Source organism: Streptomyces sp. NBC_01176 (assembly GCF_045039825.1).
GTDB lineage: Bacteria > Actinomycetota > Actinomycetes > Streptomycetales > Streptomycetaceae > Streptomyces.
On sequence record NZ_CP108600.1, the window covers coordinates 5,294,036 to 5,317,004 of the forward strand.

Annotated in this window: 24 protein-coding genes; 17 read left to right on the forward strand and 7 right to left on the reverse strand. The window is 71.5% G+C overall.

Annotation, left to right across the window (positions count from 1 at the left end; translation table 11 throughout):
- Nucleotides 1-76: 76 nt before the first annotated feature.
- The 4 genes from OG199_RS22835 to OG199_RS22850 all read left to right on the forward strand — a co-directional run bounded on the left by OG199_RS22835 (nucleotide 77) and on the right by OG199_RS22850 (nucleotide 4,917).
- On the forward strand, nucleotides 77-1,426 hold the full coding sequence (locus OG199_RS22835; protein WP_405831015.1) for a DUF2993 domain-containing protein: 1,350 nt from the start codon (nucleotides 77-79) through the stop codon (nucleotides 1,424-1,426).
- A gap of 246 nt (nucleotides 1,427-1,672) precedes the next feature.
- Complete coding sequence (locus tag OG199_RS22840) at nucleotides 1,673-1,813, forward strand: hypothetical protein (RefSeq protein WP_356799946.1); 141 nt, start codon at nucleotides 1,673-1,675, stop codon at nucleotides 1,811-1,813.
- A gap of 139 nt (nucleotides 1,814-1,952) precedes the next feature.
- On the forward strand, nucleotides 1,953-3,707 hold the full coding sequence (locus OG199_RS22845) for an ABC transporter ATP-binding protein (RefSeq protein WP_405834643.1): 1,755 nt from the start codon (nucleotides 1,953-1,955) through the stop codon (nucleotides 3,705-3,707).
- A 280-nt stretch (nucleotides 3,708-3,987) separates the two neighbouring features.
- Nucleotides 3,988-4,917: a hypothetical protein gene (locus OG199_RS22850; RefSeq protein WP_405831017.1), complete on the forward strand. Its 930-nt coding sequence runs from the start codon at nucleotides 3,988-3,990 to the stop codon at nucleotides 4,915-4,917.
- Between the two features lie 33 nt (nucleotides 4,918-4,950).
- Here the strand turns inward: OG199_RS22850 and OG199_RS22855 are convergent, their stop codons facing one another.
- From OG199_RS22855 to OG199_RS22870, 4 genes are all read right to left on the reverse strand, one after another.
- Nucleotides 4,951-6,423, reverse strand: coding sequence for a HAMP domain-containing sensor histidine kinase (locus OG199_RS22855; protein WP_356799942.1), 1,473 nt, complete (start codon nucleotides 6,421-6,423; stop codon nucleotides 4,951-4,953).
- Entirely contained in the window at nucleotides 6,420-7,151 is a 732-nt protein-coding gene (locus tag OG199_RS22860) for a response regulator transcription factor (RefSeq protein ID WP_356799940.1), read from the reverse strand. Before OG199_RS22860 ends, OG199_RS22855 begins: the two co-directional genes overlap by 4 nt.
- Before the next feature lie 159 nt (nucleotides 7,152-7,310).
- Nucleotides 7,311-7,547, reverse strand: a complete 237-nt coding sequence (locus OG199_RS22865; protein ID WP_356799938.1) for a hypothetical protein — start codon at nucleotides 7,545-7,547, stop codon at nucleotides 7,311-7,313.
- A gap of 52 nt (nucleotides 7,548-7,599) precedes the next feature.
- Entirely contained in the window at nucleotides 7,600-8,838 is a 1,239-nt protein-coding gene (locus OG199_RS22870; RefSeq protein ID WP_356799936.1) for a trypsin-like peptidase domain-containing protein, read from the reverse strand.
- A gap of 369 nt (nucleotides 8,839-9,207) precedes the next feature.
- On the opposite strand from OG199_RS22870, the gene OG199_RS22875 reads away from it, so the two are divergent.
- Nucleotides 9,208-10,953: a trypsin-like serine protease gene (locus tag OG199_RS22875; protein WP_356799934.1), complete on the forward strand. Its 1,746-nt coding sequence runs from the start codon at nucleotides 9,208-9,210 to the stop codon at nucleotides 10,951-10,953.
- Nucleotides 10,954-11,096: 143 nt separating this feature from the next.
- Here the strand turns inward: OG199_RS22875 and OG199_RS22880 are convergent, their stop codons facing one another.
- Both OG199_RS22880 and OG199_RS22885 read right to left on the reverse strand, forming a co-directional pair.
- Nucleotides 11,097-12,119, reverse strand: coding sequence for a LacI family DNA-binding transcriptional regulator (locus tag OG199_RS22880; RefSeq protein ID WP_356799932.1), 1,023 nt, complete (start codon nucleotides 12,117-12,119; stop codon nucleotides 11,097-11,099).
- A gap of 50 nt (nucleotides 12,120-12,169) precedes the next feature.
- A complete protein-coding gene (locus OG199_RS22885; protein ID WP_401800169.1) occupies nucleotides 12,170-12,961 on the reverse strand; it encodes a winged-helix domain-containing protein in 792 nt (263 codons plus the stop codon).
- A gap of 306 nt (nucleotides 12,962-13,267) precedes the next feature.
- On the opposite strand from OG199_RS22885, the gene OG199_RS22890 reads away from it, so the two are divergent.
- The 8 genes from OG199_RS22890 to OG199_RS22925 all read left to right on the forward strand — a co-directional run bounded on the left by OG199_RS22890 (nucleotide 13,268) and on the right by OG199_RS22925 (nucleotide 18,798).
- Nucleotides 13,268-14,131, forward strand: coding sequence for an alpha/beta fold hydrolase (locus tag OG199_RS22890; RefSeq protein ID WP_356799928.1), 864 nt, complete (start codon nucleotides 13,268-13,270; stop codon nucleotides 14,129-14,131).
- Nucleotides 14,132-14,268: 137 nt separating this feature from the next.
- Nucleotides 14,269-14,523, forward strand: coding sequence for a MoaD/ThiS family protein (locus OG199_RS22895; RefSeq protein ID WP_168528809.1), 255 nt, complete (start codon nucleotides 14,269-14,271; stop codon nucleotides 14,521-14,523).
- Between the two features lie 8 nt (nucleotides 14,524-14,531).
- Nucleotides 14,532-15,767 carry a hypothetical protein gene (locus tag OG199_RS22900; RefSeq protein WP_405831021.1) on the forward strand — a complete coding sequence of 412 codons (1,236 nt, stop codon included), beginning with the start codon at nucleotides 14,532-14,534 and terminating at the stop codon, nucleotides 15,765-15,767.
- Nucleotides 15,768-15,956: 189 nt separating this feature from the next.
- Nucleotides 15,957-16,712 carry a DUF2993 domain-containing protein gene (locus tag OG199_RS22905; RefSeq protein ID WP_356799924.1) on the forward strand — a complete coding sequence of 252 codons (756 nt, stop codon included), beginning with the start codon at nucleotides 15,957-15,959 and terminating at the stop codon, nucleotides 16,710-16,712.
- A 321-nt stretch (nucleotides 16,713-17,033) separates the two neighbouring features.
- On the forward strand, nucleotides 17,034-17,114 hold the full coding sequence (locus OG199_RS22910) for a putative leader peptide (protein WP_350310325.1): 81 nt from the start codon (nucleotides 17,034-17,036) through the stop codon (nucleotides 17,112-17,114).
- A gap of 142 nt (nucleotides 17,115-17,256) precedes the next feature.
- Nucleotides 17,257-18,096: a sulfurtransferase gene (locus OG199_RS22915; RefSeq protein WP_356799922.1), complete on the forward strand. Its 840-nt coding sequence runs from the start codon at nucleotides 17,257-17,259 to the stop codon at nucleotides 18,094-18,096.
- Between the two features lie 30 nt (nucleotides 18,097-18,126).
- Nucleotides 18,127-18,414, forward strand: coding sequence for a DUF1416 domain-containing protein (locus OG199_RS22920; RefSeq protein ID WP_018527919.1), 288 nt, complete (start codon nucleotides 18,127-18,129; stop codon nucleotides 18,412-18,414).
- Between the two features lie 123 nt (nucleotides 18,415-18,537).
- On the forward strand, nucleotides 18,538-18,798 hold the full coding sequence (locus OG199_RS22925; RefSeq protein ID WP_153289844.1) for a DUF3099 domain-containing protein: 261 nt from the start codon (nucleotides 18,538-18,540) through the stop codon (nucleotides 18,796-18,798).
- Nucleotides 18,799-18,847: 49 nt separating this feature from the next.
- Here OG199_RS22925 and OG199_RS22930 read toward each other — a convergent pair whose 3' ends face one another.
- Nucleotides 18,848-19,210 (reverse strand): DsrE family protein, encoded by a 363-nt coding sequence (locus OG199_RS22930; RefSeq protein WP_266700056.1) that lies wholly within the window; start codon nucleotides 19,208-19,210, stop codon nucleotides 18,848-18,850.
- A 96-nt stretch (nucleotides 19,211-19,306) separates the two neighbouring features.
- On the opposite strand from OG199_RS22930, the gene OG199_RS22935 reads away from it, so the two are divergent.
- The 4 genes from OG199_RS22935 to OG199_RS22950 all read left to right on the forward strand — a co-directional run bounded on the left by OG199_RS22935 (nucleotide 19,307) and on the right by OG199_RS22950 (nucleotide 22,934).
- The gene (locus OG199_RS22935; RefSeq protein WP_405831024.1) at nucleotides 19,307-20,203 is read left to right on the forward strand and encodes a hypothetical protein; all 897 of its coding nucleotides are present in this window, start codon (nucleotides 19,307-19,309) and stop codon (nucleotides 20,201-20,203) included.
- Nucleotides 20,200-21,138, forward strand: coding sequence for a hypothetical protein (locus tag OG199_RS22940; RefSeq protein WP_405831025.1), 939 nt, complete (start codon nucleotides 20,200-20,202; stop codon nucleotides 21,136-21,138). The genes OG199_RS22935 and OG199_RS22940 overlap by 4 nt, the downstream gene beginning before the upstream one ends.
- The gene (locus OG199_RS22945; RefSeq protein ID WP_405831026.1) at nucleotides 21,135-22,112 is read left to right on the forward strand and encodes a hypothetical protein; all 978 of its coding nucleotides are present in this window, start codon (nucleotides 21,135-21,137) and stop codon (nucleotides 22,110-22,112) included. The genes OG199_RS22940 and OG199_RS22945 overlap by 4 nt, the downstream gene beginning before the upstream one ends.
- Nucleotides 22,113-22,358: 246 nt before the next feature.
- Nucleotides 22,359-22,934, forward strand: coding sequence for an FABP family protein (locus OG199_RS22950; RefSeq protein ID WP_356799915.1), 576 nt, complete (start codon nucleotides 22,359-22,361; stop codon nucleotides 22,932-22,934).
- Nucleotides 22,935-22,969 lie beyond the last annotated feature (35 nt).

Below are 22,969 nucleotides of genomic sequence, written 5' to 3' on the forward strand. Positions count from 1 at the left end.
GCGAAGATCGTGAAGTAGATCGCATCCGGACGGTTGCGGTTGCGGTCGGGGGCGGTACGCATGGTCGGATGAGACGATGCGTACCCCCCACCGCATGACAGCGCATCCCCTTCCGGCCGACCACCACCCGGACCCGGCCGACCACCACCCGAACCCGTACGACCATCCGTACGACCTCCCGGACGACCCGCCGGACCGCTACCCGAACCCGTACGACGAACTGGGCACCCTCGGCGGCGCGGGCCCGCTGGAGGACTTCTTCCACGAGGACGAGCCGGGTGCCGGGCCGGAGACCTGGCCGGGTGGCCCGCCCCACCAGGAGCCGGGCGAAGAGCCGGGCGAAGAGCCGGGCGGGGCGTGGGCCCCGCCCAACCACCGCCGGGGCGGCCGACGCCGCCGCAGGCACCTCGCCGGACCGCCGTTCGCGATGAAGGCGGCCGTCCTCGTCGTGACCCTCGCCGCGTTCCTGACGCTCGCCGACCGCTGGGCGCTGCTGTACGCCGAGCACCAGGCCGCGCAGACACTCAAGGACCAACTGCGCCTGACCGCCGCGCCCGAGGTCGAGATCGGGGGCTTCCCCTTCCTGACCCAACTCGCGGACGACCGGCTGGACTCCGTGCGGGTCACCGTGCCGGACGTGGCCGCCGACCGGGTCTCCCTGGCGAAGGTGTCGGCCACCGCGACGCGGGTACGGCTCGACAGCGACGGACCGACCGACGTGCACGGCGCCCGTATCCCCGAGCTGCACGGCGAGGTGCTGCTCTCCTTCGACGACCTGAACCGCGAACTGGGCTCCTCCCAGGTGACGTTCACCGGGCACGGCCGCGACCAAGTGCGTGCGCGCGGCACCCTGCCGGTCGCCGGACACGACCTGAGGCTCCGGGCCGACGCGCGCATCCGGCGCGACGGGACGCGCGGCATCTCCACCCACATCGACGGAATGCGCCTGGACATAGGCGACTTGGCAACGTACCGCCCCGGTGTCCGCGCCTCCGAGGGCCTCCACCTCACCCCGCGCTCGGCGGCCCGCCTCGGCGGCCAGACCGCCAGGGCGAGGGCGCTGCTGTCCGTCCCGTCGGTCGTCCGCAGGCTCGGGGTCCCGGACCGGGTGGTGCGCGAGGCGTTGCGCGACGACACCGAACTCGCGTCCCTGACGGGGTCGCCGGCCTTCGTCCATCAGGCGATGCGCCTGAACCTCCTCGACCTGGCGACGGCCCACCCCGAGCTCCTGAAGCGGCTGGGGCTGGACCCGGCACTGCTCGACGGCCTCTCCCGCCTGACCCGCCCCGTCCTCGTCGACCAGCTCTCGCTCGGCTTCCGGCTGCCGCATCCGGCGGACGGACGGATCCGGCTGCGGGACGTGCGGGTGGAGCGGGACGGGATACGGGTCGACGTGACGGGGACCGGGCTGTCGGTCGGGCGCTGACAAAACCTCGCTGAATTCAATCGTCCTGGCCTTGCGTCGGTAAGTCCCGGGTACGAGGCGTCATCAATTCTGTGTGAGCGGCCGATTGGTTCCGCCGTCGTCCTGAGAACCTTTTTCAGTCGCAATTCATGCAGGTCTCAGCGGAATTGGCGGATTCCTGGTCCGGGGCGCCGTAGTGTTTTCCATGTCGAAAGCGAACAGCGCGAACGGCAAAGGGAATTCACCCGAAGCGAAGAAGGAGAACTCATGAGCTTCCACAGGATCGCCCCGGTCAAGCACGCCCACAAGGCCGCCCCGGCCCCCCGGCACGCTGCCAAGCACGCGCCGAAGCCCGGCGCGAAGAAGGCCGCCCCGAAGCCGCGCCCGGTGAGCCGTCAGGGCCGCTAGCGGATCGCGCGACAGGCCGGAAGATCGCTCGGGGCGAGCCGGCGCATCGCACGAGGCGGGGTCCCCGGAATTCCCTTCCGGTGGCCCCGCCTCGGCTTTGCCGGACAATTCGAGGACCGGAAAGGGAAACCGAGTGGATATGCGTGAAGTACGGGCCGTGTTCGCACGCTTCTGGCCGCTGACCCGCGGCGACCGCGCATGGATGGTGCTGATCGTCGGCTGCGTGGTCGTGGCCGCGCTCGCCGAGACGGCCGCGATCCTGCTCTTCGCGCAGCTCACCGACCACGCGCTCAAGTCGGGATCGCTCGCCGCGTTCTGGGGGCCGGCCGGAGCCTGGCTGGGCGTGTCCGTGATCGGCGCGATCGTCGGCTACCTCGGCAACTCCCTCGCCGTGTGGACCGCCGAGAGATTCGTCCTGCGGCTGCGCGCGAGCGTCTTCCGGCATGTCCAGGACCTGCCCCCCGACTTCTTCCAGAAGCACCGCCGGGGCGACCTGGTCGAGCGCCTCACCGGCGATGTCGAGGCCATCGAGCAGATGGTCGTGTCCGGTGTCGTCGGCACGGTCTCCGCCGCCTTCTCGGCCGTCTTCTACGCCGCCGCGGCGCTCTGGCTGCGCTGGGACCTGGCCCTGGTCACCTTCGTCCTCGCCCCGCTCTTCCTCGTCGTCGCCCGCCGCTTCTCCGGCCGGATCAGACAGGCCTCCCAGGAGGAACGGACCGCCGACGGCGCGATCACCTCGGTCGTCGAGGAGTCGCTCGGCAACGTGGTGCTGACCCAGGCCTACAACCGCCGGCGCGCCGAGGAGCGGCGGCTCGACCGCGAGGCGCGCGCCTGGATGCGGGCATCGGTGCGCGGCGCACGGGCGAGCGAGAGGTACGAGCAGTTCGTCGAGGTCGTCGAGACCCTGTGCGTGCTCGTGGTGATCGGCCTCGGTGCCTGGGAGATCTCGCAGGGGCGCATGTCGCTGGGCCGGTTGCTCGCCTTCGCCGCGTTCCTCGGGTATCTGTACCCGCCGATCCGCGGTCTGGGCGGGCTCGGCCTCACCCTCACCGCCGCCACCGCCGGCGCGGAACGCATCCAGGAGATCCTGGACACCGAACCCGCCGTCACCGAACCCGCCGAGCCGGTCCCGGACTGGCCCGTGCGCGGCCGGGTCGACTTCCACGGCACGTCGTTCCGCCACCCCGGCGCCGAGCGCGATTCCCTGCGCGACGTGACCTTCACGGCGGGCCCCGGCGAACTCGTCGTCGTCACCGGTCCGAGTGGCGCCGGGAAGTCCACGCTCTCCAGACTCCTCACCCGCTTCTACGACCCCACGGCCGGCGTGATCCGCCTGGACGGCGTCCCCCTGCCCGACATGTCCCTGGAGTTCCTTCGCGAGAACGTCGCGCTGCTGCCCCAGGAGACCCTGGTCCTGCGCGGCACGATCCGCGAGAACATCGAGTGCGGCCGGCCCGGAGCGTCCCGGGCGGACATCGAGCGGGCGGCCCGGGACGCCGCCGCGCACGACTTCGTCAGCGCGCTGCCCGACGGGTACGACACGCGGATCGCCCCCGGCACGGCCGCGCTCTCCGGCGGCCAGCTCCAGCGCGTCGCCATCGCCCGCGCCATGCTGCGCGACGCGCCCGTCCTGGTCCTGGACGAGCCGACCGCCGGGCTCGACTCGATCGCCGCCCGCCGGGTGGTGCGGCCGCTGCGGCGGCTGATGGCGGGCCGCACCACCATCATGATCACGCACGATCTGTCACTGGCGCCGGACGCGGACCGGATCCTGGTCGTGGACGGCGGCCGGCTGCTGGAGACCGGCACACACGACGAACTGCTGGCGAGGGGCGGCGCGTACGCGCGGCTGGCGACGCCGGAGACCGGCTCCCTGGTGACGCGGAGCGTCTAGTGCCGCGGCGGTCGGCGGGTGGCGATCGGTAGGTGGCGTACGGCGGGTGGCGTACGGCCTCGCCGTCACCGGTCGGATCCGCCGCGCAGTTCGGGCGGTGTCCGTGCCGTGCGGGCGGTGTCCGTGCCCGGTCGCCCGGCACGGGGGAGGTAACGATGCGGCATCGTGCGCGGCCACGGGACGAACGGACCGAACGCGGCCCGGGGGCCGGGCGTCACAGGTGCGGTGCGGGTTCCACGCCGCACGACTCCGTCCGCCGACGTCCGTCCCTGGGGATCCCATGCGTACGAAGACCACGCGCACCGCCCGCCTGCTCCTCGCCCTCGCCCTCCTGACCGTCGGATCCGGTGCCGTCGCCGGTTGCGACGGCCCGAAGACCCGTGGCCACGGTGCGCAGGGCCGTGACACCGGCACGGAAGCGCGCAGGCAGGCCCGTGCCCGCCAAGTCGCCGCGGCCTGGGACGGATCCGGGGCCGCGCGGACGTGGCGCGCCGGCTACCACCCGATGGGGGAGGCGGTGCAGCCGCCGGCGGGCGGCTTCCACGCGGGCGCCGACGAACGTGCGTTCACGACGCAGAACTTCGTCCTGCGCGGCACGCTTCCCGCGGCCGGTCGCACGGAGGGGGAGGTGCGGTGGAGGAGCGGAGCCCCGCTCCTCCTGCCGCTGGTCGGGGCACGCGAGGCGTACGGGTCCGTGGCCCGGGGAGGCAACGACGGCCCGCACCTGACGGTGACCGGGGCGAGGCCGGGCGTGATGACCCTGGCCACCAGCCGTGGCCCGGCGACGGTTCCGGCCTGGCTGTTCACCCTGGAGGGGTACGACACCCCGCTCAAGCGGGCCGCCGTCGCCCCCTCGAAGCTCCCCCCGCCGCCGATCGGGCCGCAGCGGCAGGTGTCCACGAGCGAACTGGCGCCCCTCGCCGGGCTGGTCGAGGTGGCCGGCGACGGCCGGTCGGCGACCGTGAGCGCGGAACACGGGGCCTGCGACGACGGGCCCGCCGTGCACGTGCTGGAGACCGGGGGCAGCGTGGTGCTGTCCGCCTTCGTCACCGGGGTGCGCGAAGGTCCCTGCGCGGGTGTGATGCTGCGCCAGGAGGTGACGGTGCGACTGGCCGGGCGGCTCGGCGACCGCGTCCTCCTGGACGCCTTCACGGGCCGTCCCGTGCCCTACGGGGAGCCGAACGGCCCCTCACCGAGCCGGCGCCGGTGAGTCCGTGAGCGGCCCGCTCCCCGCTCCCCGCGGTCACTCCTGGTCGAGGGCCGTCTCCGGCGGCGGTGTGGGCGCTCCCGGCAGGCGGACCGACACCACCGTGCCGCCGCCCGCGGCCGGCCGCAGGGACACCTCGCCGCCCGCCTGCTGCACCGTACGCGCCACGATCGACAACCCAAGACCCGAGCCGGGGAGCGCGCGGGCGGACGGGGAGCGCCAGAAGCGGTCGAAGACGTGCGGGAGTTCCTCGGCGGGGATGCCGGGTCCGCGGTCGCGGACGGTCAGTTCGCCGTCCTTGAGGACGACGTCGACGGCCTCGCCCTCCGGGCTGAACTTCACCGCGTTGTCGAGGAGGTTGACGACGGCCCGCTCCAGCGCGGTGGGCTCCGCCCGGACGTACCAGGGCTGGAGGTCCGCCGTGATCGTCAGCTCGGGTCCGCGCAGCCGTGCGCGGCGCAGTGCCGCCTCGACCGTGTCCTGGAGGGGGACCGTCGGCACGGTGTTCGCCTGCTGGCCGGCGTCCGAACGCGAGAGCTCCTGCAGGTCGCCGATGAGCGAGGCCAGTTCGGTCATCTGGGCCTTGACGGAGGCGAGGAGTGCCTTGCGGTCGGCCGGGGGGATCGGGCGGCCCGTCTCCTCGCTGCGGGTGAGGAGCTCTATGTTCGTACGGAGGGAGGTCAGGGGCGTACGGAGTTCGTGGCCGGCGTCCGCGATGAGCTGCTGTTGCAGCTCGCGGGAGCTGGCCAGCGCGGACGTCATCGAGTTGAAGGAGCGGGAGAGACGGGCGACCTCGTCCTCGTTGTCCTCCTCGACCGGGATGCGGATGGAGAGGTCCTCCGTGCGGGCCACGTGTTCCACGGCCTCGGTGAGCTTGTCGACGGGGCGCAGGCCCGCCCGGGCGACCGCGAGCCCGGCCGCGCCGGCGCCGACCACGCCGATCCCGGAGACCAGGAGCAGGACGAGGGCCAGGTCGTTCAGGGTGGCCTGGGTGCTCTTGAGGGGCACGGCCACGACATAGGCGCGGTCGCTGTACAGGACGCGGGTGCCGGGGAGTTCGCCGGGGAAGTTCGTGACGACGAGCGGCATCGCCAGGACCCGTACGTCGTTGCCCTTGGTGTCGGTCCCGTTCCGCGGTGCGCTCTTGTTGAACTGCGGGTGCTTGGCCACGGCCTTGTCGCCGTCGGTCACCGTCACCGAGCCCGCCGAGTACCCGAAGACGCAGACGGTCCCGTCCGAGTTGATCACCTGGGCGTAGTCGTCGAACCGTCCGTGGAAGTCGTTCTCGTTGCTCGGTTCCTTGCGGCAGTCGTTGAGGACGGACTGGACCAGCGTGTACTGCTGGGCCTGCTTCTGGTCCTGCAGGTTGTTGTCGATCTCGTCGTACAGCTTCCCCCGCACGATGAACCAGCAGGTCACCGAGACCGCCGCCACCCCGAAGGCCACCGCCGCCGCCACCAGCAGCGCCAGCCGGGAACGGATCGGCAGGGAGCGGAACCTTCTGATCACTCCGCGCCGCCCGAGCGGAGCACGTACCCGACTCCGCGCACCGTGTGCACGAGCCGCGGCTCACCACCCGCCTCGGTCTTGCGGCGCAGGTACATGACGTAGACGTCGAGGGAGTTGGAGGACGGTTCGAAGTCGAAGCCCCAGACGGCTTTCAGGATCTGTTCGCGGGTGAGGACCTGGCGCGGGTGCGCGAGGAACATCTCCAGCAGGGTGAACTCGGTGCGGGTCAGTTCCACGGCCCGGCCCGACCGGGTGACCTCGCGGGTCGCGAGGTCCATCCGCAGGTCGCCGAAGGTGAGCGCGTCCTCGTCCGGGGCGGCGCCCGCCGTCGCCGCGTACGAACTGCGCCGCAGCAGGGCCCGGACCCGGGCGAACAGCTCGTCCAGCTCGAAGGGCTTGACCAGGTAGTCGTCGGCGCCCGCGTCGAGGCCGGTCACCCGGTCCCCGACCGTGTCACGGGCCGTCAGCATGAGGATGGGGGTCGTCGTGCCGGCTCCGCGCATCCGGCGGGCCGCCGTCAGGCCGTCCATCCGGGGCATCTGGATGTCCAGGACGACCAGCTCGGGCTGGTAGGCGGTCACCTTCTCCAGCGCGTCCGCGCCGTCGACCGCGACCTCGGTGTCGTATCCCTCGAAGGCGAGGCTGCGCTGGAGTGCTTCGCGCACCGCGGGCTCGTCGTCGACGATCAGGATGCGCTGTGGTTCACGGTCGCCTTCGGCGGGGCTCATGGGCGGGAGTCCTCGGGTGCGGTGGGGTGGAGGGTCTGACGGCCTTCAGCGTCGCACGTTTCCGGGCGGGGACGGAAAGCACCAGTCGGGGAAGAACCGTCCCAGTCGGGAGGAAAAGGCTCAGACGCGGAAGGAGTGTCCCGTACTGCCGTGGGACGTTCAGCCCGCCAGCGTGGAGAGCCTGCTCAGCGGGACCTTGCGGCGGTGCGGGCGGGTGGCGGGGGTGCGCAGGCCCATCAGCTGCGGGACGGCGGCCGGGAGCGCCACCTCGGGCGCCCGCGGCACCGGCAGGTGCAGTTCACGGGCCACGGCGAGGGCCAGGTCGAGCCCGGCCGGGTCGCCGCCTTCGCGGGAGTGCGTGACCGGGGAAATCCGAGAGATCCTCTTCCAGATCATGTCGACCTCCTGGGTGTGCTGTCCTGTGCTGCTGTCAGCCGTCTCGGTGGTGTCAGCTGTCGGAGCCGCCGGCCCGCAGGTTCGCCAGGTCGGCCTTGACGGTGTTGATCGGGATGGCGAAGCCGAGGCCCACGCTGCCCGCTCCCGACGAGCTGGACGAGGAGTCCGAAGCCGCCGAGTACATCGCGGAGTTGATGCCGACGATGTTGCCGTTCATGTCGATCAGCGCACCGCCTGAGTTGCCGGGGTTCAGGGACGCGTCGGTCTGGATCGCCTTGTACGTGGTGGTCGAGGAGCCGGTGTCGCCGTTGAACTGGCGGCCGCCGAACGAGAACGGCCACTGACCGCTGTCGCCGCCCTGCTGTTGCTGCTGGCCCTGGCTCTCGTCGGTGGAGACGGTCACGTCCCGGTCCAGGGCCGAGACGATGCCGCTGGTGACGGTGCCGGTCAGCCCCTCGGGGGAGCCGATCGCGACGACGTCGTCGCCGACCTGGACGCCGTCGGAGTTGCCGAGCGTGGCGACCTTCAGACCGGAGGGCGCGTCCGCCACCTCGAGGAGCGCGAGGTCCTTCTTGCTGTCGGTACCGACGACCTTCGCGGTGTAGGACTTTCCGTCGCTCAGCCGCACCTTGATCGCGGAGGCGCCCGAGACGACGTGGTTGTTGGTGACGATCTCGCCGCCGGACGTGATGATCACGCCCGAACCGGTGGACGAGCCGGCGTTCGAGGTCGCGCTGACCTCGACGATGCTGGGGCTGACCGCCTGGGCGACCCCGGCGACGGTGCCCCTCTTGGCGGTGGGCACCACGGTGGTGCTGGTGCTGCTGGACGCGGTGTCCTTGCCGGTCAGCTCCTGGATGCCGTACGCGGTGCCACCTCCGATGGCGGCGGCGACGATCGCGACCGCGGCGATCAGGGCCAGCGGGCCCCTCGCGGGCTTCTTCCGCGCGGTCCCGGGCGGCACGGGGGCCGCGGACAGCACCGCGGTGGAGCCGGCCGGCGGCTCGGGGTGTCCCGGGTGGGCAGCGCCTCCGCCGCCGTAGCCACCGCCGTGACCGCCGCCGTGACCACCGCCATGACCGCCGGCTGCGCCGCCGCCGACCTGACCGGAGCCCGGCCACACGGTGGTGCCCGGTTCGACGGCGACCGGCGGGGCCGGCGCGTACGCCGGCGGCGCCGGCCACTCGGGGTTCACGGGGGAGGGAGCGGAGGCAGGCTGCTGCTGGGGGTACGGGGACTGGTGGTCGTCGCCCTGGGGGTACTCGCCGCTGCGGCGGAAGCTCTCGGTCATGACATGAGACTCCCGCGCGATCATGAGAGCTCCCTGAGTCCCCGCTGAGAAGCCCGACAGAACCTCGTATGCCCGATATAAAGGCGCCCGCGCCCGCTCGGGTCGGGGAAACAACAGGTTGCGCCGGGGTGATCTCACGGAATGCGACCGACGAATACTTGAATGCCTGGTGCATAGCACATGTGTTCTGGGGCGGGTGGGGCCTACGATCACCGCGCCGGAGGGGGGCTCCGCGGTGGTGCCTGATTCGACGCAGGCGGTTGGTCGGCCATGTCCGACGCCCGCTGTCGTCGGTCGGGCCGGTGCGTCGTACGCCCTTCTCGGGCCACTCACGTCATGACCCACCCGCACCCATACCAGGAGCCCTGAGTGATACGTGCTCTGCGCGACCGCTGGAGACGCCCTGTCACGGCGTTGCCCACGGCCGCCCTCGCGCTGGCGCTGACCTGCGCCGGCGCCCTCGCGGCGCAGCCCGCCCAGGCGGCGGACGGACCGTCGCTGCCGGACGTCGGCCAGGCACAGCCCGCGAAGCCGACCGTCTCCGACAAGGAGCTGCGCAACCGGGTCGCCGAGGCCGTCAAGGACCAGGCGACCCCGGCGACGAGCCCCAAGAAGACGCCGTTCATCATCGGCGGCAGCCAGACGACCATCTCCTCCGCGCCGTGGATGGTCCAGCTCTCCTACTACGACAGCGCGGCCGACACCGGCTACTTCTGCGGCGGCACGCTCGTCGCCCCGAACAAGGTCCTGACGGCCGCCCACTGCGTCTCCGGCCTGAACTGGGTCAAGAACGGCGCTGTGCTGGCCGGTGCCACCGGTCTGCTGGACGACACGACCGGTACGGTCGCGGGCGTCTACCGCCAGTGGAACCACCCGCACTACAACAGCGACACCGTCCAGAACGACATCGCCGTCCTCACCCTGGACCGCCCGCTGGAGCAGCAGTGGCAGCGGCTGGTGGCCGCCGGCGACAGCGCTTCCTACAAGGCGGGCAGCTCCGCCACCGTCTACGGCTGGGGCCTGACCTCCGGCGCCGACGGTGCCGACCTGTCGGCCACGCTGCGCAAGGTGACCCTGCCCGTGGTCGCCGATTCCACCTGCAACAGCGCGATGAACTCGGTCCTCCACGAGGACGACTTCGTCGAGGGCTCGATGTTCTGCGCCGGCACCCCGGCGACCGGCACCGACGAGGGCACCAAGAGCCCCTGCAACGGTGACTCCGGCGGTCCGGTGATCGTCGGCGGCAAGGTCGTCGGCATCGTCTCGTGGGGCGTCGCCGGCTGCACCGCGAAGGGCGCCTACCCCGTCTTCACCAAGGTGTCCTCGTACACCTGGGCCGCGCAGCCGCGCATCGACGACGCGGACCTGACCTTCGACGGCAAGGCCGACCTGCTGGAGCGCACCCCGTCCGGGGGCCTGTTCGAGCAGGACAGCAAGGGCACCTCGCTCACCACCCGCGCCTTCCAGAGCAGCGGCTGGCAGAACGCCAGCTGGGGTCTGCAGGCCGACCTGGACCGGGACTTCTTCCAGGACCTGATCATCCGGGACAAGGGCGACGGCAAGCTGTACCGCAGCTACCTGAACCACAGCTCGGACGAGTTCGAGTGGATGCAGATCACCTCGGTGTGGGGCGGCTACAAGTCGTACGCCATCCCCGGCGACATGACCGGTGACGCCCGCCCCGACCTGGTCGCGGTGGACGCCGACGGCTCGGTCTACCTCTACCCGGGCAAGGGCAACGGCGAGTTCTACGGCCGCGTCAAGGTCGTGGACAAGGCCTGGAAGAACGTCAAGATCTTCGGTCACGGCGACCTGTCCGGCGACGGCCGTGCCGACCTGCTGGTCCGCAACAGCTCCGGCGTCCTGTACCTCTACCGGGGTACGCAGGTCGAGCACACCCCGTGGTCGGCGCGGATCCAGGCCCGTACGGGCTGGAACTTCACCTCGTACGTCTCCAACGGCGACGTCACGGGCGACGGCATCGCCGATGTCATCACCCGCGACTCGGCCGGCAAGCTCTGGCTCTACCCCGGCACCAACAAGGCCTCCAGCAGCCTCTTCGGCTCGCGGGTCGGCCTGGGCTCCGGCTTCAACCAGTACAACCTGCTGTTCTAGTCGGTACCACCCGCCGTTCCAGGCGGTTCGTGCCCTCCGGGGCACTCCGGAAACAACGCGTCGGCCCCGCGATCCGCGGGGCCGACGTGCGTTTCAGGGGGCGGCGGGGAACCGCGCGGCGGCCGGGGGCCGGACCGGCGGTCTCACACGCAACCGCAGGACCGCCGCACCACCAGCCGGGACGGGAACACCTTCAGCCGCTCGCGCCGCGACCCCGCGACCCGCAGCCCGTCGTCCAGTACGAGATCCACCGCCGCGCGGGCCATCGCCGACCGGTCGGAGGCGATCGTCGTCAGCGGCGGGTCCGTCAGCGCGGCTTCCTTGACGTCGTCGAAGCCGGCCACGGCCAGCTCCCCCGGCACGTCGATGCGCAGCTCACGGGCGGCGCGCAGCACGCCGATCGCCTGGTCGTCGGTGGAGCAGAAGATGGCGGGCGGCCGGTGGGGCCCGGCGAGCAGCTGCAGGCCGACCTGGTACGCGTCGTAGCGGTTGTACGGCGCCTCGAAGAGACGGCCCTCGGTGGGGATCCCGGCCTCCTGCATGGCACGCCGCCAGCCCTCGACGTGGTCGGAGACCGGGTCGCCGACGACGGGCGTCTCCGCGATGCCGCCGAGACAGGCCACGTAGTCGTAACCGTGCTCGAGCAGGTGGCGGGTGGCGAGCTGGGCGCCGCCGATGTCGTCGGTGACCACGGCCACGTCGTCGATCGCCTCGGGGCGTTCGTGCAGCAGCACGACGCGGGCGTCCCAGGCCTCGATCTCCGCGGCAGCGTTGTCATTGAGCGCGTGGCTGACGAGGATCAGGCCGGAGACCCGCATGCCGAGGAAGGCGCGCAGGTAGTGGACCTCGCGCTCGGCGATGTAGTCGGAGTTGCCGACCAGGACCATTTTCCCGCGCTCGGCCGCGGCCTGCTCGACCGCGTGCGCCATCTCGCCGAAGAAGGGCTGGCGCGCGTCCGGCACGATCAGGCCTATGAGCTCGGTCCGCCGCGACGCCATGGCCTGGGCGACCCGGTCGGGCCGGTACCCCAGCTCCTTGATCGCGGCGAGAACGCGCTCGCGCGTGGCCGGGGCGACCGGCCTCGGTCCGTTGTTGATGACATAGCTGACGACGGCGGTCGAAGTACCCGCCAGTCGTGCCACATCGTCCCTCGTCACCTTGGCCACGCGCGGAGTCTACGCGGATGGACCCGCCTCTGGGCAGGGCGTACGGAGGCCTACTGGACCTCGGCCTTGGCCTCGACCGCGCGCGCGGCGCCGAGGTGCGCCGTCTCGTCCGCATCCGCCGCCTTTGGCTGTGCGGCCTTGGCCTTCGCCTCGTCCGCTGCCCGCTCCACCTTCTCGGGTGTAACGAATCGATAACCGACGTTCCGGACGGTTCCGATCAGCGACTCGTGCTCGGGACCGAGCTTGGCGCGCAGCCGGCGTACGTGGACGTCGACCGTCCGCGTGCCGCCGAAGTAGTCGTAGCCCCAGACCTCCTGGAGCAGCTGTGCGCGGGTGAAGACCCGGCCCGGGTGCTGCGCGAGGTACTTGAGGAGCTCGAACTCCTTGAAGGTCAGGTCGAGGACCCGGCCCTTGAGCTTGGCGCTGTACGTCGCCTCGTCCACGGAGAGGTCGCCGTTGCGGATCTCCATGGGGGAGTCGTCGTTGACGATCTGCTGGCGGCCCATGGCGAGCCGCAGCCGGGCCTCGACCTCGGCCGGACCCGCGGTGTCGAGGAGAACGTCGTCGATGCCCCAGTCGGCGGTGACGGCCGCGAGACCGCCCTCCGTCACGACGAGGACGAGGGGACAGCCGGGTCCCGTCGAGCGCAGCAGCTGACACAGGCTGCGCACCTGCGGGAGATCACGCCGGCCGTCGATCAGGATGACGTCGGCACCGGGGGTGTCGACGAGGGCGGGTCCTTCCGCCGGGGCCACTCGCACGTTGTGCAGGAGCAGGCCGAGAGCGGGAAGCACCTCCGTCGACGGCTGAAGGGCATTGGTCAGGAGCAGCAGAGAACTCATCGCGCCCCACCTGCCCGGGTCGTCCTACGTTCGTGCACGGTTCGCTCGCCCATAACGTCTGGTTCCTCCTCGGTCCCTGTATGGGGGTACCTCCCACGCCCTCGGGGCGGTGGGGGAGTTTGCGGCACTGCTTCCTTGCTTCTTCGCTTGTTCCCCTGCGGCGCGGCTCCCGCGTCCCGGGGAGTCGCCGTGCCTTCGTGGGCTTCGTACACCGGCGGTTTCCCGTTTCGTATACAACGCTTCAGAAAGCACAAAAGGACCCGGGGGCTTCGCTGCCCGAGTCCTCTGCCCAGCAGAATAGCCCACATGAGCTCAGGTCCGGCAGGTCAAGTGACGGGATCTTCCCTTCGTCCATCCCTTGAGACGGCCTCGCGCGCCCCTTTGCGGAGGTTTCTGCGCACCGTCGACGGGGTGACGATCGATGCGGCGTACGACCCCGCGAGGGGGACTTCCGATGACGTGGGCGGGAGCCTGGCGATCGTCGTGGCGCACGGTTTCACGGGCGGTCTCGACCGTCCGCACGTGCGACGGGTGGCCGACGTCCTCGGCCGGGACGCGGCGGTGGTCACGTTCTCGTTCCGAGGTCACGGCGGTTCCGGCGGCCGCTCCACCGTCGGCGACCGTGAGGTGCACGACCTCGACGCCGCCGTGGGATGGGCCCGCGAACTGGGGCACACGCGCGTGGCCACCGTCGGTTTCTCGATGGGCGGGTCGGTGGTGCTCCGGCACGCGGCGATGCACGGGGAAGCCGGCCGGGAGCACGAGGGGCGCACGGAGGCGCGTACGGACGCGGTGGTTTCGGTGAGCGCGCCGGCCCGCTGGTACTACCGGGGTACGGCTCCCATGCGGCGCCTGCACTGGCTGGTCACCCGGCCGGCGGGACGGGTGGTCGGCCGTTACGGACTGCGGACCCGCATCCACTCCCGCGACTGGGACCCGGTACCGGCCTCGCCGGTCGAGTCGGTCCCGCTGATCGCGCCCACCCCGCTGCTGATCGTCCACGGCGACCAGGACGGCTACTTCCCCCTGGACCACCCGCGGATGCTCGCCGAGGCCTCCGGCGGCCACGCCGAACTCTGGGTGGAGCACGGGATGGGCCACGCCGAGCACGCGGCCCGCGACGAGCTGTTGGCCCGCATCGGTGCGTGGGCGGGTTCGGCCGCGGGCTAGCCTGACCGTGTTCACAGGATTCACCGATGCGGGTGTCCACCGACGCACGTATCCATTGACGCACGTATCGACTGATGGCACGTACCCACCGATCCGCCGGTCCACAGGATCCGCCGGTCCACCGATTGAGGAACGACATGGCAAAGGGCACGGTGCGTTACTGGGCCGCCGCCAAGGCCGCGGCAGGTGTCGCCGAGGAGCCGTACGACGCGGGCACGCTCGCCGAGGCACTCGACGGGGCCCGTGAGCGACACCCCGGCGAACTCGTCCGCGTCCTGCGGCGATGCTCGTTCCTCATCGACGGTGACCCCGTGGGTACCCGCGGGCATGAGACGGTACCGCTGGCCGAGGGCGGCACGGTCGAGGTGCTCCCGCCGTTCGCAGGAGGGTGAGCGAGACGATGAGCAACCAGCCGTACGAGCCCCGGTTCGAGCCCCCGCACGAGGGGCACGACCTGTATCAGCAGCCTCAGCAGCAGGCCGACTGGCAGCAGCACACCCAGCAGTGGGAGGGCCAGACCTGGGAGACCCAGGTGCAGCCCACGACGCCCGCCGCCGACCCGGCGTACGCGCCGCCCCGGACCCCCGACGGCCGACAGGACCCCCAGGGCCACCAGCAGGCCCACCAGGGGTACGCGGAGCCGCAGGGCACCGGGCACCCGCAGGGCGGCGCGCACGCCCAGGCGTACGGGTACGGAGCCGCGGCCCGGCCGCTGCCCCAGGAACCCGCCGCGCAGGGCTGGGACCACGCCCGGCCGCAGCAGCACCCCGAGGCGCCCGCGCACATGGCGGGGTCCGCCCCCGCCCCCGCGGCCGGCAACGCCCCGGGCGCCGGGGCCGCACCCGGCTACGGCCCCGCGACCGTCACCGGCAACGCCCGCGTCACCGACGCCCAGCGCGCCCGCGCCGAGGGCCGCTCGCCCGTCATCGAACCCGGCATCCAGCCGGCCGGGCTCACCGCGGTGCTCGCGCTGCTCCTCTCGGGCACGGCGGCGATCGGCGAGTACGCCCTCGTCGTCCCGCTGGTGCTGCTGCAGGCCGTGACCGCGGCGGGCTGGTTCCGGCTGAACGGGATGTGGCCCGCCCGGCAGGGCATCGCGCTGGCGTTCCTGGGCGCGGTGACCGCCGACGTGGTGCTGCTCGCCGCCGGCCGGGAGAACGCGCCCGCCGCCATCCTCGGCACCCTCGGCGTGTGGGTCCTGCTCACCCTCGTCCTGCAACTGCGCAGCCACGCCGACCCGGACACCCGGATGTACGGCCTGATGGCCACCGTCGTCTCGGCGGCGCTGGCGATCATCGCGGCCGGTCACCTCGCGGCCGAGCCGGACGCCGTCACGGTGGGCGCCGCCGCGGTCGCGGTGGCGATCCTGGCCCGCGCGCTGCCGCTGCCCACCGCCGCCTCCGTGGTGGTGGCCCTGGTGGTCGCCACCGGCGCGGGATTCGTGGTCGGCGGGATGACGGACCTGGGCGGCCAGGGCGCCTTCCTGGGCCTCGGCGCCGGTGTCTGTGCGCTGATCGGCCACCGGGTCGCCAGTTACGACTACCCGTCGCGTTTCGTGCACTTCACGGCCGGTGTGGCTCTCCCGCTGGCGGCGGCCGCTCCGGCGGTCTATCTGCTGGGCCGCGCGCTCGGCTAGTGCCGCGGCAGGCGACCGCCCGTCAAGGGAGCGGCGTCCGGGTCCTGCCGGCGTCGGGGGATCCCGCCGTTCGTCACAGGTGATCGACAACCGCTTCGGGGGGCCCCTTCACGGGGCCCTTCGGGGTTACGTTCGCGCTGGACGGCCATGTCGGCCGCCCGGACCCGGTCCAGATGGGGAACCCTGAGCATGCGCGCACTGCGAATAATTCTGGTCGTCACCGTCATCCTCGGCGGGCTGTTCGTGATCGCGGACCGCGTGGCGGTTGGCTTCGCGGAGAACAAGGCGGCGGACCGGATCAGGAGCACCGAGGGCCTCACCAGCACCCCCGACGTGTCCATCGAGGGCTTCCCCTTCCTCACCCAGGTGGCCGGCGGCGAACTCGACGACGTGAAGATCGGCATCAAGGACTACGAGGCGTCGGCGGAGGGCGCCAAGGGCACCGCGGGAGGCGCCGGCACCATCCGCATCGACACCCTGAACGCGGAGATGCACGGCGTCCGCTTCAACGGCGACTACAGCTCCGCCACCGCGAACAGCGCCTCCGGCTCCGCGACCGTCTCCTACGCCGAGCTGCTCAAGGCCGCCAAGTCCCAGCCCACGCAGGTCGCCCCCGGCGTCACCGCGCAGGTCGTCGGGCTCTCCGACGGCGGGAACGGCAAGATCAAGGTCGAGCTCACGGCCACCGTGTTCGGCAAGAAGCTGCCCGAGCCGGTCTCCGTGCTGAGCTCCGTCGCGGTGGTCGGGGGCAACCTGGTCAAGGTGCACGCGGACGGGCTGCCCAAGCTGGGCGTGGATCTCGTCGAGGGCCGGATCCGGGCGATCACCGACTTCGAGCAGCGGATCGACGGGCTGCCGGGCGGTATCAAGCTGGACAAGGTCGAGGCGGCCGCGAACGGCGTGGACATCTCGGTGAAGGGTTCGGACGTCAAGCTGGTCGGGTAGGACGGTTGACGGCCCCCGCCGGGGCCGCGGTTCCGGGCGGTACGGGGCCGGTGGTCGCATGCCAGGGCGCGTTCAGGTGCGACGGCCGGAGGTGGCGGCCGGAAGGACGGTCGCGGGCGGCGGTCGGGGCGAGGCTGTCCGAAGGGCGAGACGGGCCCGTCCGTACGGCAGATGCGCGGCGGGCGCGATGCCGGGCGCCGGGGCCCGGTGTGCGGGCGCGAGTGGTTTCGATGGTCATCTCATCCCACATCCCGGACGATCCCATCTCATGATGCGACACACCGGTGACATGTCCCGCTGTCCGTCCCTACGATCGGACGCATGAAGCGACAGGCGGATCTCACGAAGCGGCGGGCAGTAGACCTGTGCCGCGTCGCCGCCATGCTCTGTCGCACCTTCTGAGCGGGGGCATTCGCCCATCCGCCCCGCCCTGGCCCTTCTTCGCCAGGGACCCCCGTGCGCGCCGCGCAGCCGAGACAGGCATGACCGCGCACCCTCTCTCTAACGCACCGCCCCGCCGCAACTGCCCCGGAGGAGAAAGAGCATGAGCCGCAGCGACGTCCTGGTAGACGCCGACTGGGTCCAGGCCCACCTGGACGACCCGAGCGTGGCCATCGTCGAGGTCGACGAGGACACGTCCGCGTACGAGAAGAACCACATCAAGAACGCGATCCGGATCGACTGGACCAAGGACCTCCAGGACCCGGTCCGCCGTGACTTCATCGATCAGGAGGGCTTCGAGAAGCTCCTGTCGTCGAAGGGCATCGCCAACGACACGCTGGTCGTCCTCTACGGCGGCAACAACAACTGGTTCGCCTCCTACGCCTACTGGTACTTCAAGCTCTACGGCCACGAGGCCGTGAAGCTCCTCGACGGCGGCCGCAAGAAGTGGGAGCTCGACTCCCGCGACCTGGTCGTCGAGGTGCCCGAGCGCGCCGCGACCGACTACAAGGCCAAGGCCCAGAACACGGCGATCCGCGCCTTCCGTGACGACGTGGTCGCCGCGATCGGCTCGCAGAACCTGGTCGACGTCCGTTCGCCCGACGAGTTCAGCGGCAAGCTGCTCGCCCCGGCGCACCTTCCGCAGGAGCAGTCGCAGCGTCCGGGCCACGTCCCGAGCGCCCGCAACATCCCCTGGTCGAAGAACGCCAACGACGACGGCACCTTCAAGTCGGACGACGAGCTCAAGGAGCTCTACGCCGACGAGCAGGTCGACCTCGCCAAGGACACGATCGCGTACTGCCGCATCGGTGAGCGTTCCGCGCTCACCTGGTTCGTGCTGCACGAGCTGCTCGGCGTCGAGAACGTCAAGAACTACGACGGTTCCTGGACCGAGTACGGCTCCCTGGTCGGCGTCCCGATCGAGCTCGGCGCCAACAAGTAACCCCCAAGGCCTGAAGGACGGAATCGAAATATGTGTGGAGCGAAGGCCGGCGGCCCGGACGCCTCGACGATCAAGCCCGGTGAGACCACCATCCAGGGCCAGGTGACCCGTGACGGCGAGCCCGTCACCGGTTACGTGCGTCTGCTGGACTCGACCGGCGAGTTCACCGCGGAGGTCCCCACCTCCGCGACGGGCCAGTTCCGCTTCTACGCGGCCGAGGGCACCTGGACCGTACGCGCCCTGGTCCCCGGCGGCACCGCGGACCGCACGGTCGTCGCCCGGACGGGCGGCCTCGCCGAGGTCGCCATCGCCGTCTGAAGGCACCCCGCAGGACCTTGAACGGCTGAAGGGCCGCACCCCGGGTGGAACGCTCGGGGTGCGGCCCTTCGGCATGCCCGCACGTCCCGCGCCGGACCGCTTCCGTGGACCTACTCTGGACGTATGTACGCACGACGGCGGCACGTGTACTTCGCCATGATGGGGACGTGCATCGGTCTCTTCGTCCTGGCCTGGGGAGTCGTGCGGATCTGGTCGATTCCCGCGGCCGTGGGGATGTGTGTGGTGGCGATGGTGATTCCGCCGCTCGCCGCGATGGTGGCCAACCGGCGCGGTCCCGAGGACCGCTGGTGGGACGACCCGTCGGGCGACCCCAAGTCCGACGAGTGGTGGGACGAGCTGGACGGGAAGAAACGGCGGCCGTAGGGCCGGTCGGACAGCTCCCGTCCGCACCCGCCCGGCCGGCGGCGACCGCTCAGTAGACGAGCGCCTGCGTCTCGTCCGCCATGGCCTCCTGGACGAAGACCTGGGCGCCCGCGATGCGCACGCCCTCCAGCACGTCCTTCTCCGTGATGTCCCGGCGGGCCGCGCACTGCGTGCACAGCGTGATGCGGCCCGCCGCGAGGATCGAGTCGATCAGACCGGGCAGCGGAGCCGCGTGCGGAAGCTCGAACTCGGCGGCCCGGCCCGGCAGGGCGAACCACGCGGACTCGCCGGTCAGCCAGAGGGAGACATCGACGCCGCTGGCCACGGCCACCGCCGCCACCGTGAACGCCTGTGAGCAGCGCTCCGGGGCGTCGGCCCCCGCCGTCACCTTGATCAGGAGCTTCTTCGCCATGGATGCATCGTAGTCGGCGGAGTCCGAATCGTGATCAAGGCCTCTACAACCCCGTGGGTTACCCATGGGTCTCCTGTGCGCGCGGATACGGAATCCGTGCTTCGCGTTCCGTGGGGGGACGAGTTGGAAGTCGAGGCAGTACCCGAAACATCCGAGGCGGCCGACGCAGGGGAGAGACCCCCAGCGCCGCAGCCGCTCGACCAGACGTCCGGGCAGACGCCCGAGCACGTACCCGACGCGCCCGACGCGCCTGAGGCGCCTGACGAGTCCGGCGTACCCGGCCCGCGTCGGCGCCGGCGTGGGCGCACGACCCTTCTGATCGCCACGGCCGCCGTGCTGGGGCTGGTCGCCGGTACCTGTGCCGGCTATCTGATCCAGGCCGACCGTGAGCCCACCGGGCTGCCGTCGCTCTCGCAGCCCGTGGTCGCCCAGGCGCGGGGAGCGGCGCCCGAGCCCCTGTCGGCAGCGCAGGACCACCGGGTGAAGACCGACGGAGACCTGCGCAAGCTGCTGCTGAAGCGGCCGAAGGGCGCGCGGGAGGCCGAGTGGATCGACAGCGACGGCTGGATGGACGTCGGTGAGTACGCGGAGTCGTTCACGAAGCCGGCCGGCGCCTTCAAGGACCTGGTCACCGACGAGTTCCGGCGCGCGGCCGTGACGGGCTGGAAGCAGGGCAGCGCCGGCACCGTGGAAATCAGGCTCCTCCAGTACCGCCAGGAGGAGAAACTCGCCGCCGGCGAAGCGTCCGACAACGGCCAGTACTGGGCGGACGAGGAGAGTGGCACGCGCAGCTGGGCCATTCCCGGCACGGGGAACGGCATGGTGTACGTCCACAGCAAGCCGGACACGAATCCCGGCTACGTGCCGATCTACGGGGCGGAAGCGCAGGCCTGGCGCGGCGACATCGCCATGGAGATCTGGATCTACGACAGCAAGCCGATCCCGAAGGCGACGATCATGGACCTGGCCAAGCGGCAGATGGAGCGGCTGTGAACGAGCAACCGGCGAACCCGTCGGACGCGGGAGCCGTCCCGGCGGCCGACACGCCCGAGCCCACCGCCACGCCCGGGTCGACCGTCACACCCGAGCCCACCGCCACGGCCGAGCCCGCCGCCACGCCTGAGCCGGTGGCGCCGGAGACCTCCGCCGAACCCGGGTCGACCGTGCCCGAGCCCGCTCCGGCCAGGAAGCGCGTACGTCGTGGCAGTGTCGCCGCCGTCGCCGGTGCCGTCCTGCTCGTCGGGGCCGTCGTCGCGGGCAGCGCCTACACCGTGGTGACCGTCCAGGACGCCGACCGGGACCCCGGCGCGCCCACCTGGACCTTCCCCAAGACCGCGCACGACGCCAGAACGGCGAAGGGGCCCACGGGACTCGCCGCCGTGCTCGTGCCGTACGGCACCGACGGCTGGACCCGGGGACCCGACATCGCCGAGTTCGGCAACGACGCCTCGCTCAGCGGACCCGAGGCCACCGCCCTGCGCAAGGAGTCGCTGCGCGAGCTGCCCCGTTCCCAGCGGCGGCAGCTGGAGAAGCGCATCGACAAGGAGCACACCAAGGGCATCGCGATGCGCAGTTACCTGGGCACCGACACCTACACGCTGCAGGCCGAGTTCACGGTGAGCATCGAGCTGGCCCAGATGGAGGACAAGACGGCGGTCCGGAACATGTCCACGTTCCAGAACGAGTTCTTCGACGCCCTCAAGATCTTCCGCACGGGGCCGAAGATCGAGGGCCACAAGAACGCCAAGTGCTTCCTGCCGCCCAAGGACAAGAAGGAGAAGCTCGACGCGATGGTCTGCTCCGCCTATCAGGGCGACGTACTGGTCAGCCTCACCGCGTACGGGGCCAAGCCACTGAACACCAAGGGTGTCGCGAAGCTGCTGCGCGAGCAGCTCGACCGCATCGCGGAACCGGGGGAGGCGGTATGACCGAGCAGACGACGTCCGTCGAGGAACAGGCCGCACCGCTGCCCGCACCCCGACCGGCGGACGAGCCCCTCACGGAGCCGCCCGCCGAACCGTCCGTCGATCCGGCGGCCGAACCGTCCGTCGAACCGCCGGCCGGTCCGCCTGCCGAACCGCTGGCCGGTCCGCCTGCCGAACCGCCGGCCGGCGCACCCGTCGGACCGCCGGTGAAGAAGGACCGCCGCGTCCTGCGCGCCGTCCTGCGCTGGACGGCCGCCACCGTGGTGTTCGCCGCGGTCGGCACCTCGGCCGCGTACGGCGTCACCCGGCTGGAGCGGACCGACGTCCCGGGTCTGGCGACGGAGTCGGACGGTCGCTGGGACTACCCGGAGATCACCTTGCCGCCGCTGCCCGCGGGCAGCCCCCGCCCCTTCGACGACGCGAACAAGGCCGGCACCCACTACGCCGACCTGCGTGAACTCGTACTGCCCGCGCCGAAGGGCGCCAAGGCCGACGCGGCGCTGCGCGGCGAGGACGGCTGGCTGGCGACGAAGACCTTCCTGGCGGAGTACGCCTCCAAGGACGACCGGGAGACCCTCGGACAGCTGCTGACCGACAACGGGCTGCGGAACATCGCCGCGGGCGGCTGGCGTACACCGGACGGCACGCACACGCGGATCTACCTGCTGCACTTCGGCACCGCGGCCGTCGTGGACGAACTCGGCACCACCGATCTGACCTCCTACAACAGCCCGGAGTACGCGATGCGCGGCGCCGCGGGGATGTCCAGGGACGAGGACTACCCCGCCCGTGCCGGTACCGACGACGTCGACCGTTCGGCGTACGCCGAGACCAAGCCGTACGGTGCCGAGCAGGTCCGCGAGGCGTACCTCGAGGCCGGGGACACCCTCGCCGTGATCGTGCAGTCCCGCAAGGGCGTCACGCGGGCCATTCCCTTCCAGCAGACGGTGGCCCTGCAGAGCCAGCTGCTGGGCTGAGCCGCCAGGGCGTACCTCGCAGAGAGAGCCGGGCCCCGCACGACTAGAGTGGGGTCCGGTTCTCGTACCGCCTGTCACCGCCCACCACCGCGTCACCCGAGGAGCACCCCGTGCTTGAGGCATTCTTCGAAGCCCTGCTGGTTCTGGTCTGCGTCGGCGTTCTGGCCTTCGCCGGGCTGACCGTGAAGAAGCTGTACCAGGGCCAGCGCTGACCCCGCCTCTGACGTCGACGACGAAAAGCTGCTCATGATCGAGATCCCGTCCGACCTCCACAAGGACCTGCTCCCCCTTGCCTTCCTGCTCGGCAACTGGGCCGGCGCGGGCGTCCACGACTTCCCCGGCTCCGAAAAGTGCAACTTCGGGCAGGAGGTCACCTTCAGCCACGACGGGCGCGACTTCCTCGAGTACCACTCGCACACCTGGGTGCTCGACGCCGACGGGAACAAGGTCCGGCCGCTGGAGTCCGAGTCGGGCTTCTGGCGCATCGACGCCCACCGCAAGGTCGAGGTCGTCATGACCCGCGACGACGGTGTCGTCGAGATCTGGTACGGCGACCTGGCCGACAAGAAGCCCCAGATCGACCTGGTCACGGACGCGGTGGCGCGAACCGCCGCCTCCGGTCCGTACACCGGCGGCAAGCGTCTGTACGGCTATGTGAAGAGCGACCTCATGTGGGTCGGCGAGAAGCAGACCCCCGAGGTCGAGCTGCGCCCCTACATGTCCGCGCACCTGAAGAAGGTCGTCACCCCGGAGGACGTCGAGCGCTGGGCCAAGGCCCTCCCGGACGACATGCCGGACGACGGGATCGCGTTCTTCAAGTAGACCGGGCGCCGATCGCGTCGTCAGCGGCGACTCTC